This is a genomic window from Chryseolinea soli (genome assembly GCF_003589925.1).
In the GTDB taxonomy this organism is placed as follows: domain Bacteria; phylum Bacteroidota; class Bacteroidia; order Cytophagales; family Cyclobacteriaceae; genus Chryseolinea; species Chryseolinea soli.
Window position 1 is genome coordinate 6,054,908 of sequence record NZ_CP032382.1, and the last position, 15,809, is coordinate 6,070,716.

Sequence of the window (15,809 nt, forward strand, 5' to 3'; positions counted from 1 at the left end):
CGGCAGAAAAGCGCCTGGCAGCATCACCTTCCATTTTGTCTGTTTCTGATTATTCGCTCTTTAGTGATTTCGTAGGGTTTGCCAACGCTGCTTTCATGGCCTGCAGGCTCACCGTGATAAGGGCGATTCCTGTTACAAACAGTCCCGCGGAAAGAAAAGTCACCGGGGTTAGCTCTACCCGGTATGCAAAATTCCTGAGCCAGCTATCAACAGCGTACCAGACCAAGGGAGTGGCGATAACTAAGCCAATGAGCACTAGTTTGATGATGCCGCCGGAAATTGTGCCAATGATCTGCGTCACGGAAGCGCCCAACACTTTCCGGATGCCGATTTCTTTTGTTCGGCTTTCTGTGTTTAATGCTGTGAGTCCGAACAATCCGATACAGGAAATAAAAATGGCAAGGCAGGCGGCTATGGTGATGATCTGTTTCCACTTGTTTTCAGCCTGGTAGTAGTTCCGGTTCAAGTCATCTTTGAATGCGTATTGGAAGGCGTCGTGAGGAAACATTTTTAGGAACAGACCTTCCATCGCATGGAGGGTTTCGGGAACGTGATCCGGGGCTATACGGACGAGAAACTTTCCCAGCGGTAGTTTGGGTTCATAGGTGAGAATCTCCGGTTTGATCCTTTCTTTTAGCGATTCACTGTGAAAATCCTTTACCACACCGACAACAGTCATCTTCTTATCTCCCCAATCCGGAAGGCTCATGTAGTCGATAGTTTTGCCGATAGCATTGGTCCAGCCCGCTTCGTTTACAAAGGTCTGATTGACAAGTACAGAATAGATGGAGTCGCCCGGAAATGCTTTTGAGAAATTGCGTCCTTCTGCCAGCGCTACACGCAGTGTTGGAATAAAATCTTCATCCACGTGCGTATATGTGGCAGTGATTTCATTTTCATTCGCTTTTGTTAACCCTCCAAAGTGCCCGACATTCCGGGGGGCAATCAACTCCACGCCGGGCAAGCGTGAGAATTCATTCTTCAACGTGCGCGTCAGGGCTTTGTCCATGATGGCGCGGTTGATCGTTACTTCAACGAGATTCTTATCGTTGTAGCCCAGATCTTTCTGCGTCAGGAAATCGAATTGCGCGTACAGGAAAAAGGTGGCGATGATCAGAAAAGTTGCCAGCGCAAACTGGATCACCACCAGGCTCTTCGATAGGTAGTTTTTGCCGGAATACTGCACGCGGTTGTACAATGCTTTTGCTGGATTGAACCCGGATAAAACCAAAGCAGGATAGAACCCCGTAGCCAACCCGATAATAACATACAGCCCGATGCCGCCCGTCACAAGATTCAAATCCAAAAGATAGGTCAGGCTTAATTGTTTATTCGACAATTCATTAAAAACCGGCAACACCAGGAGCGCGATGGCGAGCGCAATAACGAAAGCAATAAAGCACAGCGCAAATGATTCGCTCAGAAATTGCCGGATCAACTGAACGCGAAGCCCACCGATGACTTTGCGTATCCCAATCTCACGACTGCGCCGCAGTGATTGGGCGATGGCCAGGTTGATGAAATTGATACAGGCGATCAGTAAAATAAATACGGCTATGCCCGACAAAATATAACTGTAGATCGGATCGCTGCTCTCCGGCGTTCCCTGGTATTCGGTGTTGAGGTGCATGTGTGCGAAAGGCTGAAGTCCCCAGAGCGTTTTGTTGTCATACCCCTGGCGTTTCATTTCATCGATCTCCATTTTTGCCTGGGTCTGATAAACAGCACGCATTTTTGCGATGACCGCAACCGGGTCAGCCTGCGGGCCGAGAACAAAGTAGGTGGGGAACGAAACCCAATGCCAGCCCTTGTCGGGATGGATCTCCGCGAGATAGTTGAAGGGCAGCAGCATGGTGAACTTGAGGGTGGAGTTCTGCGGTGGGTCTTTGGATATTCCCGAAACCTGGAAAGGCTCGAAACGACCATCGATTTGTATCGACAACCTTTGCCCGATGGCGTCGGTTGTTCCGAAATATTTTAATGCGGCGGTTTCGGTCAGCACCAGGGAATGAATATCGGAGAGGACTTTCTCCGGGTTACCCGATATAAGCCGGAAAGAAAAAATTGTAAAGAATTTCTCATCCACCCACTGAACGTTTTCAGTAAGAATTTCTGTGCCGTTCATGATGGTTACTTGTGCTGGCTTCACGCGGACAAAATCTTCGATCTCGGAGATCTCCTGTTTGAATGCAGGCCCCTGGACCATTGCGGCGCTCGCGAATTTTTCATCTTTTTTATTTTTCTCGATTCGCGTGCAGGTGAGTTGATAAATCTGGTCGATCCGCTGGTGGAACTTGTCATAGCTGGTCTCATCCTTTGTGTACAAAGCGATGAGCATGCAACACGCAAGACCCAGGCTGAGTCCGGCAATATTGATGATGGAAAATGTCTTCTGTCTGGACAGGTTGCGAAAGGCGACCGTGAAATAATGGCTTCGCATTTGACTTCCCCCGGTGGGCCATCCCTGTGTTTCCGTTTTGCGCTTGATGGCAAAGGGCTTAAAAAATCCAATGACATTCCGAACATATTCGCGACGTGCCCTTCGTTCTCCAAAAAACTTGACGTTGTGATCGAACTCCTCCTGCATGTCTCCCAGGATTTCGTCGGCTAAATGTGGGGCGCAGTACCATTTTACAAATTTTTCAGCCCAACGGGGTGGATGCGGTTTCGGGGAATTATTAGTATTCATGGATCAGGGTTGTTTTTAAATTTTGCCCGGGATGAGTTCCCACAACTGATTGCGGGTGGATTTGATCTCTCGCAGCGTTTGGCGACCATATGCGGTGATCGTGAAGATCCGTCGGCGACGGCCGCCGCGTTCCGGGGTGGGTTCGCTCATTTTTGAACGGACCATGCCTTTGTCTTCCAGGCGCTGCAGGGAGGCGTGGACCTGATTGAGGCGCACGGTTCGCTTTGTTTGGTGGGTGATTTCCTGGTTTACGGAGAAGCCATAGGCATCGCCGTCGATCATGGCGACCACTAATAAAACTAATTCTTCGAACTCTCCCAGGTAGTGTCGCTTCATTATGGAGGGTATTATTTCTATTTTTGCTGAACAAATACCCTGCCAAAGGCCCGGTCCATTTTTTAGGCAGGGGAGACCTGATGTTTGACAACTTAAGTTAGCGATCGTCCGGTATAGGACAAAGTTGTGCGGTTAGGGGATATGAGGCTTGGCCTTGAGTGACTTCGAAAAAGAAATGTTGAACCGCAAAGACGCTAAAGGCCCTCCTTCGCTAAAGCTACGACGGGCAAGTCGGCGGGCAAGCAGCAAAGTTAACACAAAGAGATGTCGGAAGTCGTAAACCGCCTGATGATTGACGCAGTCAGCCCCGGCGTTAGAATCTTTAAAGATGTAGGTTTGCGGTGCGTCGTGCTTGATTATAGAACGCGGCCCTTACATTTGACTCACAGACCAAACGAATGAAAAAATATATATTTTGCCTTATGTTATTATCGGCAATGGCGAATGCCCAGCAAAAGGAAATCCAGCTATACAAAGGGTCGGCACCGGGCTCTGAAAGTTGGACTTGGAAGGAAGGGATCAATGACAAGAATAGCCTGAAGGTGATGACCGTTTACAATGTAGTCCATCCCACGCTGACGGTTCTTTTGCCGGATCCGGCCGTTGCCAATGGGACGTCAATGATCGTTTGCCCCGGCGGGGGATTTCATTTTCTGGCCATCAACCATGAAGGCCATACCGTAGCGAAGGCGTTGACGAAAATGGGGATCACAGTTTTTATTTTGAAGTACAGAACCGTTCACATTTTTAGCGACAACCCCTTTGATGACATGCTCGCGGCCGAGGACCCCAAAGCGTGGGATGCTGAGGCGGAGCCGATCATCCCCTTGGCCATCGCCGATGGAAGAGAAGCGATCGCCTATGTGAGGAAACACGCCACAGAATACAAACTGGCCTCCGACCGCATCGGCATCATGGGATTTTCGGCAGGGGGGATGGTAGCCGCTTCAACGGCCTTTAAATACACTCCGGACAATCGCCCTGATTTTGTGGCTCCTGTCTATGCCGACATGGCCGAGTCACGACAGTCACCGCTACAGCCGGATGCGCCACCGTTATTCCTGGTATGTGCTACAGATGATGACTTTGGATTTGCCCCACATGCCGTAAGCCTTTACAATAAATGGTATGCCGCGAAGCGCCCGGTCGAGATACACCTCTTTGGCAAAGGTGGTCACGGGTTCGGGGTGGGCAATGCCGCCAACACGACCTATGGATGGATTGACCAGTTTGGGAGGTGGTTGACAACGGAAGGGCTGATGAAAGCCAAACCGTGACGGGTATTTATCTTAGAACTCTCCCGACCCCAAACTGATTGCCTGTCTCTACAGCTTTTTTGCCATCAAAGTGTATTTCCACCACCTTTTCACTCATCACGGGATTGCCTTTTTCATCTTTCAATGTTGTCAGCGTCTTTCGCGTCTTCACGTCGATGATCTCGCCGGTGGAAGGGTAGGCGTGTTTGCCGTCCAGGCTGAAGGTGATCCAGCCGGGCTGATCCCTCACTTCGAGACTGGCTACCTGTTTGGGCGGCATGACGGTATTATCGAAGATGTGCAGTCGCTGGTTGAAGGCGTCGCAGAGCCATACTTCTTTTTCATCGGGTGTCAGTCCGATACCATGGCTGGGGCAGCCGTGGCGTTTTACGGGACCTTTTTGAAAACCCTGTACCTCGACGTGATAAAGTTTACTTCCGGTGGTCATGTCACCGATCTCAAAGCCGAGCAATTCGTTGACGTTGACGTAGCAGCGGGTTTGTGAACCGTTGATGGTGAACGGGCGGACGCTATTGGCAAAGGGACCCACTTGCTTGATCATGGCGTGCGTGCGGGTATCGGCTACGCCGAGTGTCGGTGTGCGCAGACCTGCCAGATAGACCTTGGTACCGTCGGGGCCATACAGCGTGTTATGGGCGCCTGAGTTTGTTGTGATCTGCTTGATCACATCTCCCGTTTCTGCATCCACCACATTCCAATGCTCCTTTTCCAGGGTGGGGAGATAAATGATCTTTCCGTCGGGGGAGATGGCAAGGCGATCGCAGCCGCCTTCATATTTTTTCTCCCACACCACGTTCTCCGTGGCGAGGTCAATGCGTTGCAGGGCCTCGAGGGTAGTGATGTAAATGCTGTTGGTCGCAAGACTTACGGCAACACCTTTGACATTGGAGGGCGTTCCATCTGCTTTGAGCCCACCGGTGGGAATGCGTTTCACGAGCCGGTAGTTATCGCCTTTGTCATAGACCAGAATGCCATGTCCTCCATATTCGAGATAGTCCCGGATGCCGGGGACGGCGACGTACAAGTATTGACTTGCTTTGGCAGAAGCCTTGGACGGTAGCGTGGTCCTTTGAGTCACCGGTGACCACGATGCCGCCACCACGAAAATTATTCCGAGGAGGACCACGGAGAGGGAGGTTCTGTATTTCGAATTCATGATACTAAAGTTATGCACTAACCCCGCATGGCCTCCCGGTTTTTGATGAACGGGATTTTTCTAAACCGGCGATCGCAATCAACCCCTTTTATTGCCGCATTCGCACCCCTCGTATTCGAAGACGGTAAGGTAGGTTTGTATAAAGAAACCACGCCATGAAAAAAGTCATCTCAAAGGATGGTACCGCTATCGCCTATGATCAAACCGGATCGGGACCACCCGTCATCCTGGTGGATGGTGCCTTCTGCAGCCGGACCTTCGGCCCCATGCCCAAACTCGCCCCGCTGCTGGCACCCCATTTCACCGCGATCGCCTACGACCGAAGAGGCAGGGGTGATAGCGGTGACACGCCGCCCTATGCTGTGCAGCGAGAGATCGAAGACCTGGAAGCGCTGATCAACGCCGCAGGTGGATCGGCATTCGTGCTGGGCATATCGTCCGGGGCTGTGCTCGCGCTTCGTGCCGCTGCCGCCGGTCTCAACATAAAAAAGCTGGTGCTCTATGAGCCACCCTTTGTGGTGGATAGAACAACCGGGCATCAGCCACCGGCCGATCACACCGCGCGTCTCACAAAACTGATCGCGTCGGACCAAAGAGGCGAGGCCGTGAAATATTACCTGGTCAGTATCATCGGCATGCCCTCGATTTTTTTTTACGTGATGCGTTTGTTGCCCATGTGGTCAAAAATGAAAGCGATCGCGCCCTCGCTTCCTTACGACTCTGCCGTGATGGGAGACTTTGGTTTTCCTGCGGAGCTTCTATCGTCCATTCAAACGCCGACGCTGGTGAGTGGTGGGGAGAAAAGCCCGGAACTGCTTCGCGTCGCTGTGGAAGCTGTTTCCAAGGCTATGCCGAATGCCCAGCGGCGAATGCTGGCGGGGCAGACGCATAATGTGGCGGCGAAAGTTTTGGCTCCGGTGGTGGTGGAATTTTTAAAGGGTTGAGCTTTGATCGTGGGACTGCGAGGCTGGGAGTTGTGTGGCTTTGGGAAATTAGGAGCCAGGAGCCAGTAGTTAGGAATCGGTATTCAGTGGCCTGTAGTCATTTCTATTTTTTGCTTTCTTCGGTCTGTTGTTTGCGGGCTTGGGTGTTTGCTGTGTTAAATTAGTTATTTTGGGAGGGTTGAGGGTTGTGGTATCCTTGGCCAGGGTTTAACTAATTTATGAATGCGATGATCAGGAGAAATTTTTTGAGGCAGGTTTCATTTTTGACGGGTGCGGGATTTGCTGACTTGAAGGGGATCGCACCTGGTGAAAAAAATAAAAATGATCGGGAGCTTTGGTTGGAGACGTTGGTGCGGGTTGCTGCGCCGGTTCTTACTGCGGTTAGCGAGAATCAGTTGAAACTTCGTATGCCGGTGGAAGCTCAACCCAGTGCTGTGGCCGATCGAAAGAAAGTGACCTATCTTGAAGCTTTGGGGCGGACGATCGCGGGTATAGCGCCTTGGTTGGAGCTTTCGGAGGGGAGTGGTGCCGAGGTGGAATTGAGAAAGAAGTATGTTGCGCTTTCTATTGCTGCCATCAAAAATGCGGTAACGCCTACCGCTGCAGACTATATGAATTTTACGGAGGGCGCGCAGCCGCTTGTCGATGCGGCCTTCCTGGCGCATGGCTTGCTTCGTGCGCCGAAAGCACTTTGGGGTAACCTGGATGCGACAACACGAGATCATGTCTTCACCGCCCTTCGCTCTACCCGGGTGATCAAACCGTTCAATAGCAACTGGTTATTATTTGCCGCCATCGTGGAAGCTGCGTTGCTTAAATTTTCGGGCGAGTGTGAAATGAGTAAGATCGAGTACGGCGTCGAGCAACACCAACTGTGGTACAAAGGCGATGGTGTATATGGCGACGGCCCGGATTTGCATTTTGATTATTACAACAGCTACGTCATTCATCCGATGTTGCTGGACATTACCAAGACCGTGGTGGAAGCGACGGGGAAGATGACGGACCTGTCGGCGTTGTTTATAAAACGGTCCAAGCGTTATGCGGAGATCCAGGAGCGATTGATCTCGCCAGAAGGAACCTTTCCGCCGGTGGGAAGATCCATCGCTTATCGCTGCGGCGCCTTCCAACTGCTGGCCCAGATGGCCTTGCAAAAACAGCTTCCGGAAAGCTTGAAACCAGCACAAGTGCGGAGTGCTTTAACGGCGGTGATCAAACGAACCTTGCTGGCTCCCCAGACCTTTGATGACCAGGGATGGCTGACGATTGGTTTCGCAGGACATCAGCCCGGAGTGGGAGAGACTTATATTTCTACGGGAAGTCTTTACTTGTGCACTGTGGCGTTTCTGCCCTTGGGGCTTGGGCCGGACGACGAGTTTTGGAAAGGGGAGGCGATGGATTGGACAAGCCGGAAGGCTTTTGCGGGGAAGGAGTTTCGGATTGATAAAGCAATATGACGGCTTGCCTTGGCCGCTGCCGTGAAGGGAGACGCGTTCCGGGCGGGATATTACTTAGGGCTATCGTTGTTTAATTTCTCCAACCTATCGTTCATCCTGTCTATCAGATGGTTAAGACATTTTTACTGGGATAGTGTTTGAATATTCCGTAAAAAATCGAAACTACGCAAAAAGACTGCGCAGTTAATGCTCACTTTTGACGGACATGAAAAGAAACGGTGAAGGTTTTTGAGAACAACGTCAGGAGTAGAATAATTAAATCATGCTTTTAAAAATATCAACGACACACCATCCCGCTACGGACCTCAGCTACTTGCTCCACAAACATCCGGAAAAGCTGCAAGCCATAGAACTGTCGAATGGCAAAGCACATGTTTTTTATCCGGAAGCCAGCGAGGCAAAATGCTCGGTCGCCCTGTTGTTGGATATTGATCCCATCGGTCTGGTCAGAAATTCGGGCAGGAATGGAGACGACTCATTTTCGTTGGGACACTATGTGAATGACAGGCCCTACGTGGCATCATCCTTTATGAGCGTAGCATTATCGAAGGCATTTTCAACCGCCATGAATGGAACTTGCAACAAGCGCCCGGAACTGGTTGATCAGGTCATGCCTTTTGAAATAGAGATCTCTGTTTTGCCGGCCCCCAAAGGGGGCGAGGTTTTGATCAGAAGACTTTTTGAACCGCTGGGCTATCGCATAGATCTGGAAAGACATTTGTTGGATAACAAATTCACCACATGGGGAATGAGTAGATATTTTACGCTCAAACTCACAGGAACTTTCAAGTTGAAGGATTTGCTTTCGCATTTATATGTGCTGATCCCAGCACTCGACAATGAAAAGCACTATTGGGTGGGCCAGCATGAAGTAGAAAAACTCCTGGAAAAAGGTAAGGGCTGGCTGAAAGATCATCCTGAAAAAGAGCAAATCACAACGCGCTATTTAAAAGGTATCGGTGGATTAACGCGCAATGCCCTCAATAGGCTACTGGAAGGCGATGAACAGGGTGAGCATAGCGAATCCGGCGACGAACAAATTGATACAGTCAAAGAAACTCTGCATTATAAACGACTGAAGGTTGTTTTGGAAGAGCTTGTCCGTTCAGACGCCAAGACCGTTGTTGACCTGGGATGCGGCGAGGGGAAGCTCTTGAGAATGCTTTTGAAAGAAAAACAGTTTCAAAAGATCCTGGGTGTCGATGTTGCCTATCGGGAATTAGAAAAGGCCAATGACCGTCTCCGCATTCAGGAGATGGCCCCGAAGCAGAAGGAGAGAATTGAATTAAGACAAGGGGCATTGACCTATCGCGACAAAAGACTTCAGGGGGTTGATGCTGCCGCCATCGTGGAAGTCATCGAACACCTCGATCCTAATCGATTGACGGCCTTTGAACGGGTAGTCTTTGAATTTGCGCAACCCAAGATGGTCGTTCTCACCACACCAAACCGAGAGTACAACGCTCTTTTTGAGACCCTGGACGCAGGTCAAATGCGACACGCGGATCATCGTTTTGAATGGACGAGAAATGAGTTTGAATCGTGGGCTCATCGCGTGGCGGAAAGGAATGGGTACACGGTAGTGATCAAGCCAATCGGAGAAGAAGACGAAAAAGTTGGAGCCCCTTCTCAAATGGCAGTTTTTCAATTAATAGTTTAAAGAATACAATTTATGAGTTACGTAGTAGTAGATGTTGAATCAGACGGACCTATTCCGAATAAATATTCAATGGTTTGCTTTGGAGCGGTCATCCTGGATCCGTCATTGACCAATACATTTTATGGAAAAGTGAAGCCCATCTCCCAGGAGTGGGAAGCAGAGGCGTTGGCGATAAGCGGTTTTACAAGAGCAGAGCACGAAGCTTTTGATGATCCGAAAATAGTGATGGATCGTTTCGCAGAATGGCTGAAGACACATGTAAAGGGAAGACCCATTTTTATATCCGACAACCTGGCGTATGACTGGCAGTGGATAAACTATTATTTCCATTATTACGGAAATGGGAACCCCTTTGGCTTCAGTGGAAGGCGAATTGGGGATCTGTATTGCGGGATGAAAATGGACACCGGGCTAAATCAGGAGTGGAAGAAAAAATACAGAAAAACCAACCACGACCACAACCCGGTTAACGATGTCATCGGCAATGCAGAAGCATTATTAGAAATGAAAAAATTGGGATTGAAAATACCATCAAATGGTTAATACCGAACTGAAAATACCAGAACTCTCTCTCGTTGTACTGATTGGAATTTCCGGTTCAGGCAAATCTTCTTTTGCTAAAAAGCATTTCCGGGAAACGGAGATCCTTTCATCCGATAAATGCAGAGGCATCGTGTCGGACGATGAAAATAACCAAGAAGCCACCGATGACGCCTTCGAACTACTGCACTACATCGCTGCGAAACGACTCAAGAACGGTTTGCTCACCGTGGTGGATGCAACCAACGTTCAGGCCGAGGCAAGGAAGCCGTTGGTTCAATTGGCGAAGGACTATCACTGCCTCCCGGTGGCTATAGTCCTGGATGTTCCGGAGAAAGTATGCGATGAGCGAAATAAAAACAGGCCTGACAGAAACTTCGGGAGCCACGTCACGCGACAACAGCGCGTTCAACTCAGACGATCCATCAAAAAACTCAAGGGTGAGGGTTTTCGACACATCTTTGTGCTTGATTCTGTAGCAAAAATTGATGCGGTCGCTACCATAAACCGAGATAAGCTCTATAACGATAAGAAAGACATCAAAGGGCCCTTTGATATTATTGGTGACATTCATGGTTGCTTCACGGAATTGACAGAACTTCTGACCAACCTTGGATATGTGATAAACCCTGCCGATGAAAGCCAGGGAAATTTTGGCTTCAAAGTTGAGACACCAGAAGACAGGAAGGTCATTTTCCTGGGTGACCTGGTTGACAGGGGACCTGATTCTCCCTCCGTACTCAAGCTCGTGATGAGTATGGTAAACTCCGGCGCCGCTTATTGTGTTCCCGGGAACCACGACATGAAGTTGCAGAGGTACCTGAACGGGAACGATGTTCAGCTGAAACACGGTCTCGCTTTAACCGTTGAGCAATTGAAAGGCGAAAGCGATCACTTCTTGAATCAAGTGAAAGACTTTCTTTATGGACTGGTGAGCCACTACGTATTTGATGGCGGCCGACTGGTTGTTGCCCATGCGGGCTTGAAAGAAGAAATGCACGGCAGGGGAAGCGGAGCCGTGCGATCGTTTTGCATGTTTGGTGAAACGACTGGCGAAACCGATGAGTTCGGGTTGCCGGTCCGTTTCAATTGGGCATCAGAATACAGGGGAAAGGCAATGGTTGTCTATGGTCATACACCCGTGCCGGTAGCACAGTGGTTGAACCGAACGATCGATATCGACACGGGTTGCGTATTCGGTGGCAAGCTAACAGCCTTACGGTATCCTGAAGAAGAACTTGTTTCTGTTGATGCAAAACAAGTATACATGGAGCCGGCCCGACCGCTCAACTGGAAAGCGAATGAACCACTCAACCAGCAGCACGAACACGACGATGTATTGGATATCGACGATGTCACTGGCAAACGGATCATCAGTACACGGCTGAGAAACAATGTTACCGTGCGCGAGGAGAACTCCATTGCAGCATTGGAAGTGATGAGCCGCTTTGCGCTAAATCCAAAGTGGTTGATCTACCTGCCTCCAACCATGTCGCCTTCCGAGACAAGTGAATTGGACGGTTACCTCGAGCATCCGATGGAAGCCTTCAAGTATTTCAAAAGCCAGGGGGTAGAAAAGGTCGTGTGCGAAGAAAAGCACATGGGCTCACGGGCGATCCTGGTCATTTGTAAGGATGCGGAATCGGTTCGCAGCAGGTTTGGGATTGAGCATGAAGGTATCGGAGTCTGCTACACCCGAACGGGGAGAAATTTCTTTACCGACCCGGAACTGGAGATTCAATTTATGGATCGGATCAACAAAGCGTTGACAAAGGCAGACGTCTGGGAAAGATTCCAAACCGATTGGGTTTGTTTGGATGCAGAATTGATGCCCTGGTCTGCCAAAGCACAGGCCCTGTTGAAGGATCAATATGCTTCGGTGGGCGCGGCTGCTTCTGCTGCGTTATGTAACGTTGCTGATGTCTTAAACCAGACCGCGAATAGAAATGTTGAAGGTGTTACGGAACTGTTGCAAAAGTACTCGACTAAAAAAGAGATGATTGCCGACTACACGAACGCCTACAGAAACTATTGCTGGCCGGTAAATGGAGTGGATGATTACAAGCTGGCCCCATTTCACCTGCTGGCGACGGAGGGCGCCGTACATGTTGATAAAGACCATGCCTGGCACATGCGCGAAATCGGCTTGATTTGCGAACAGGATTCTCAACTACTTTTGGCGACACCGCATAAGATCATTGACGTTAACAATGAAGCTGACGTTCATGAAGTAGTGAACTGGTGGACTGACCTGACTGAAAAAGGAGGAGAGGGTATGGTGGTAAAACCCTATGACTTTATTGCGAGCGGCAAGAAAGGGCTTGTTCAACCGGCCATCAAGTGCAGGGGCAAAGAATACCTTCGCATCATCTATGGACCGGAGTATTCGGCTTCTGAAAATATGATCCGGTTCAAGAGCAGGGGACTCTCTGGTAAAAGGTCCCTTGCCTTAAGGGAATTTGCTTTAGGTGTAGAATCATTAGAAAGGTTTGTAAGAAGAGAACCATTACGAAAAGTACATGAATGTGTATTCGGCGTGCTGGCTTTGGAAAGTGAGGAAATTGACCCGAGATTATAGAATTTCTCTATATACTATTTCTTCTTCCTGGAAAGAGACAGATATCCCTCACTTGTCGTATCCTTTTCATCACTTATATTGAATTCACCCCTCAACGTGAGTTTCTTGTCCGTAAGTTCGTCGATGACATATTGATTGGACTCGACATCGGCCGTCAGCGTTAGCATCATAGCTCTCCGGCCTTCATCGACGACTTGCTCCAGCTTCCATTTGAAAGCCTGTTCCTCTTTATTTGTACAATTCTTTGCGGTTTGGCCGTACCACCAGGTACCTGTGCCATCGGCACGGAGTTCAATTTGCACATCCTTTCTGCACTTATCGTCGGTCCAAATGAGAAGATTGTAAGAGCCGCCAGAGCGTTTGTATTCTTCGGCGTTCACGCGTCGCATGAGATCATAGTCATAGTAGCCGACAATTCGGGTGCGTTCAGCCCCGATATCAATCGCTACATCACCCGGGAACAAGTAACCGATCGGGGTGATCGCGGTGAGGGGCACCATGACAATCCATCCGTTTCCCTGGATCCACGCAATTTGCCGCCGCTTTCCGAAATAGTCTTCCTGGGTTCTGCTAATGGCCACCGTTGCTTCCGCGCCATTTTCGTCGACCTTGAATTCTCTGGAGCTCTTGGTTTTCGTACTGATGTCCGTGACGCCTTTCACCTTGTAGCGAAGGACTTTACTGCCGAGGTGAACGATCAAACTATCTGCCGAAACAATGACTTCGGCTTGTTCGCGAATGGGGTTGGAATAAAAATTTGGATACTTTTTGTAGTCAAACCAGCGGTTGTCTTTAAAGGACGTGGTTTGGGCTAATAATTGAATGGAAACAAAAAGGAGAAGAAGGGAGGCGAAAATAGCGCGCATAGGTACATCGTTGAATTTTCGAAATATAATAAAAACGAGGAACTCGAAAAATATCAATCCTTGACTGGGCTTCAATAAATATTAATATCAGCTCAGCGTTTGATAAAGTCATATTAAAAGGGCGGGATTAGGCCTGTCATTTGATATAGGAATGGGGCTGAGTTTACCCTTCAACCGCTCAACCAGGATAAGCTTCCGGTGACCACGTAATGTCCTTGCGCAGGTTTGAAATTTCCCTATCTTACGCCTGAGACCTATTTTATAACCTATGAAAAGAATTCTTTACTGCTCGCTAGTAGCACTTACCATTGTCTCTTGCAAAGAGCAAGAGGCTCCCCAAAAAAAATATGTAGATGCCGCCGGAATAGACGCATCCACAAAACCCGGCAACAACTTCTTCCGCTACGTCAACGGAACGTGGTATGATACCGCGAAAATTGCCGCCGACCAGGTAGGCGTTGGCTCTTATAGCTTCTTAAACATCCCACAAAAACTTCTCCTCCAAAATATCTTAGAAGAGGCATCAAAAGCAACCGGTGCCGAGGGAAGCATTGAGCAGAAAGTTGGAGACTTCTATGCCTCCGGAATGGACACGGTAGGCATTAACCAGCGTGGATTTGAACCCATCAAACCTATGCTGACCCGAATAGACGCTATCAAAGATCGATCGACCCTGATGAACTTTGTAGCCGACGAGCTGAAAGTAGGCGACTACTCCATCATTAGCTTTGATATCTCACCGGACAACGAAAACAGCAGCATCAACATTGCCCATTTCAGCCAGGCTGGTATCGGCTTACCGGACCGGGACTATTATTTCAAAACCGACTCATCATCGCTTGCCATTCAAGATGCCTATAAAAAATATATCGCCACCTTGTTTCAATTGACCGGCGACAGCGAGGCATCCAAGAATGCGGACATCGTTTATGACATCGAAAAACAACTGGCCACGTCGCACAAAACAAGGATCGAACGCAGGGATGTAAAAGCCAATTATCATAACCTCCCCGTGACAGGGATCAATAAGAAGCAGCCCAATATCGGGTGGGTTGATTTGCTCAAGAACCTGGGTCTGGATACCGACACCGTTGATATCGCGCAACCCGCATATTTCGAAAAATTGAATGCCATGCTCACCTCGGTTCCGATCGACCATTGGAAGATCTATTTAAAGGCAAGTTCGATGACGTCGTATGATGACATATTGAGCAAACCTTTTGAAAAGGCGTCCTTTGAATATAACAAAGCGTTGTCCGGACAATCCACCGAAAAGCCACGCGCCCAAGTCATCGCCGACGCGGTCGACAGACAGTTGGGTTTCGCGCTGTCACAATTGTATGTGAAAAAATATTTCAACGAGGATGCGAAAAAGCGGGCACTGGAGCTGGTGAACAACCTGACAAAGGCATTCGAAAACAGGATCAATCAACTGGACTGGATGAGCGACAGCACCAAGCTAAAGGCGAAGGAAAAACTAAATGCCATTACCAAGAAGATCGGCTATCCCGATGTATGGCGGGAGTATAAAGTCAAGATCGACAGAAGCAAATATTTTGAAAATGTAGTGGCGCTGAGACAGGATGAGTATCAGTATCAAATTGGAAAATTAAATAAACCTCCTTACAAACAGGACTGGGAAACCACACCTCCCACGGTCACGGCCTATTACAATCCTTCCTTCAATGAGATTGTTTTCCCGGCGGGGATCTTACAATATCCTTATTTTGATTTGTATGCCGACGATGCCATCAACTACGGCGGCATCGGCATGGTGATCGGCCATGAACTGACGCACGCCTTTGACGACCAGGGCGCACAATTTGACAAGGATGGCAATGTGAAAAACTGGTGGACACCGGCGGACTACGAAAAGTTCAAGGCAAAGACGCAACAGGTGATCGACTTATACAGCACCTTTACCGTGCTGGACAGTGTCCATGTTAAAGGCGGACTAACGGTGGGAGAAAACACGGCCGACAACGGCGGCGTTGCCATCGCCTACGACGCCTTTAAGCTGACCAAGCAGGGACAGGACACTACTAAAATTGACGGGTTCACACCGGATCAACGTTTCTTTTTATCCGTTGCCCGCATCTGGCGTGTAAAAACCCGGGACGAATTTCTGCGCACGTATATCAATACGAACCCCCATTCACCGGCCATGTGGCGCGTCAATGGACCGCTGATGAATTTTGGTCCCTTTTATAAGGCCTTCAACGTGCAGCCTGGAGAAAAGAACTACAAGAGCGACAGCGAGCGGATAAAAATTTGGTAGGGACAAGCTCGTAATCACATGGAAGCCG

General features: G+C 49.2%; 11 protein-coding genes. 7 read left to right on the plus strand and 4 right to left on the minus strand.

Annotated features, from left to right (window positions below; all coding sequences use genetic code 11):
* Positions 1-49: 49 nt before the first annotated feature.
* Both D4L85_RS25390 and D4L85_RS25395 read right to left on the minus strand, forming a co-directional pair.
* Entirely contained in the window at positions 50-2,689 is a 2,640-nt protein-coding gene (locus D4L85_RS25390) for an ABC transporter permease (RefSeq protein WP_119756937.1), read from the minus strand.
* A 15-nt stretch (positions 2,690-2,704) separates the two neighbouring features.
* Positions 2,705-3,025: a PadR family transcriptional regulator gene (locus D4L85_RS25395; RefSeq protein ID WP_119756938.1), complete on the minus strand. Its 321-nt coding sequence runs from the start codon at positions 3,023-3,025 to the stop codon at positions 2,705-2,707.
* A gap of 422 nt (positions 3,026-3,447) precedes the next feature.
* Here D4L85_RS25395 and D4L85_RS25400 point away from each other — a divergent pair, with 422 nt between their 5' ends.
* Complete coding sequence (locus tag D4L85_RS25400) at positions 3,448-4,302, plus strand: alpha/beta hydrolase (protein ID WP_228450627.1); 855 nt, start codon at positions 3,448-3,450, stop codon at positions 4,300-4,302.
* A gap of 7 nt (positions 4,303-4,309) precedes the next feature.
* Here D4L85_RS25400 and D4L85_RS25405 read toward each other — a convergent pair whose 3' ends face one another.
* Positions 4,310-5,458: a YncE family protein gene (locus D4L85_RS25405; RefSeq protein WP_119756940.1), complete on the minus strand. Its 1,149-nt coding sequence runs from the start codon at positions 5,456-5,458 to the stop codon at positions 4,310-4,312.
* 155 nt (positions 5,459-5,613) lie between these two features.
* Here D4L85_RS25405 and D4L85_RS25410 point away from each other — a divergent pair, with 155 nt between their 5' ends.
* The 5 genes from D4L85_RS25410 to D4L85_RS25430 all read left to right on the plus strand — a co-directional run bounded on the left by D4L85_RS25410 (position 5,614) and on the right by D4L85_RS25430 (position 12,637).
* Positions 5,614-6,402 (plus strand): alpha/beta fold hydrolase, encoded by a 789-nt coding sequence (locus tag D4L85_RS25410; protein WP_119756941.1) that lies wholly within the window; start codon positions 5,614-5,616, stop codon positions 6,400-6,402.
* Positions 6,403-6,629: 227 nt separating this feature from the next.
* Positions 6,630-7,859, plus strand: a complete 1,230-nt coding sequence (locus tag D4L85_RS25415) for a DUF2264 domain-containing protein (RefSeq protein WP_119756942.1) — start codon at positions 6,630-6,632, stop codon at positions 7,857-7,859.
* A 262-nt stretch (positions 7,860-8,121) separates the two neighbouring features.
* Positions 8,122-9,519 (plus strand): 3' terminal RNA ribose 2'-O-methyltransferase Hen1, encoded by a 1,398-nt coding sequence (locus tag D4L85_RS25420; protein ID WP_119756943.1) that lies wholly within the window; start codon positions 8,122-8,124, stop codon positions 9,517-9,519.
* 12 nt (positions 9,520-9,531) lie between these two features.
* A complete protein-coding gene (locus D4L85_RS25425; protein ID WP_119756944.1) occupies positions 9,532-10,062 on the plus strand; it encodes a 3'-5' exonuclease in 531 nt (176 codons plus the stop codon).
* Entirely contained in the window at positions 10,055-12,637 is a 2,583-nt protein-coding gene (locus tag D4L85_RS25430) for a polynucleotide kinase-phosphatase (protein WP_119756945.1), read from the plus strand. The genes D4L85_RS25425 and D4L85_RS25430 overlap by 8 nt, the downstream gene beginning before the upstream one ends.
* Positions 12,638-12,651: 14 nt before the next feature.
* Here the strand turns inward: D4L85_RS25430 and D4L85_RS25435 are convergent, their stop codons facing one another.
* On the minus strand, positions 12,652-13,503 hold the full coding sequence (locus tag D4L85_RS25435) for a lipocalin family protein (RefSeq protein ID WP_160143994.1): 852 nt from the start codon (positions 13,501-13,503) through the stop codon (positions 12,652-12,654).
* Positions 13,504-13,771: 268 nt separating this feature from the next.
* Here D4L85_RS25435 and D4L85_RS25440 point away from each other — a divergent pair, with 268 nt between their 5' ends.
* A complete protein-coding gene (locus D4L85_RS25440) occupies positions 13,772-15,781 on the plus strand; it encodes a M13 family metallopeptidase (protein ID WP_119756947.1) in 2,010 nt (669 codons plus the stop codon).
* Positions 15,782-15,809 lie beyond the last annotated feature (28 nt).

Coding starts and splice junctions, on each gene's coding strand:
- D4L85_RS25390 (WP_119756937.1), bottom strand. CDS start 2,689: ATGAATACTAATAATTCCCCGAAACCGCATCCACCCCGTTGGGCTGAA.
- D4L85_RS25395 (WP_119756938.1), bottom strand. CDS start 3,025: ATGAAGCGACACTACCTGGGAGAGTTCGAAGAATTAGTTTTATTAGTG.
- D4L85_RS25400 (WP_228450627.1), top strand. CDS start 3,448: ATGTTATTATCGGCAATGGCGAATGCCCAGCAAAAGGAAATCCAGCTA.
- D4L85_RS25405 (WP_119756940.1), bottom strand. CDS start 5,458: ATGAATTCGAAATACAGAACCTCCCTCTCCGTGGTCCTCCTCGGAATA.
- D4L85_RS25410 (WP_119756941.1), top strand. CDS start 5,614: ATGAAAAAAGTCATCTCAAAGGATGGTACCGCTATCGCCTATGATCAA.
- D4L85_RS25415 (WP_119756942.1), top strand. CDS start 6,630: ATGATCAGGAGAAATTTTTTGAGGCAGGTTTCATTTTTGACGGGTGCG.
- D4L85_RS25420 (WP_119756943.1), top strand. CDS start 8,122: ATGCTTTTAAAAATATCAACGACACACCATCCCGCTACGGACCTCAGC.
- D4L85_RS25425 (WP_119756944.1), top strand. CDS start 9,532: ATGAGTTACGTAGTAGTAGATGTTGAATCAGACGGACCTATTCCGAAT.
- D4L85_RS25430 (WP_119756945.1), top strand. CDS start 10,055: ATGGTTAATACCGAACTGAAAATACCAGAACTCTCTCTCGTTGTACTG.
- D4L85_RS25435 (WP_160143994.1), bottom strand. CDS start 13,503: ATGCGCGCTATTTTCGCCTCCCTTCTTCTCCTTTTTGTTTCCATTCAA.
- D4L85_RS25440 (WP_119756947.1), top strand. CDS start 13,772: ATGAAAAGAATTCTTTACTGCTCGCTAGTAGCACTTACCATTGTCTCT.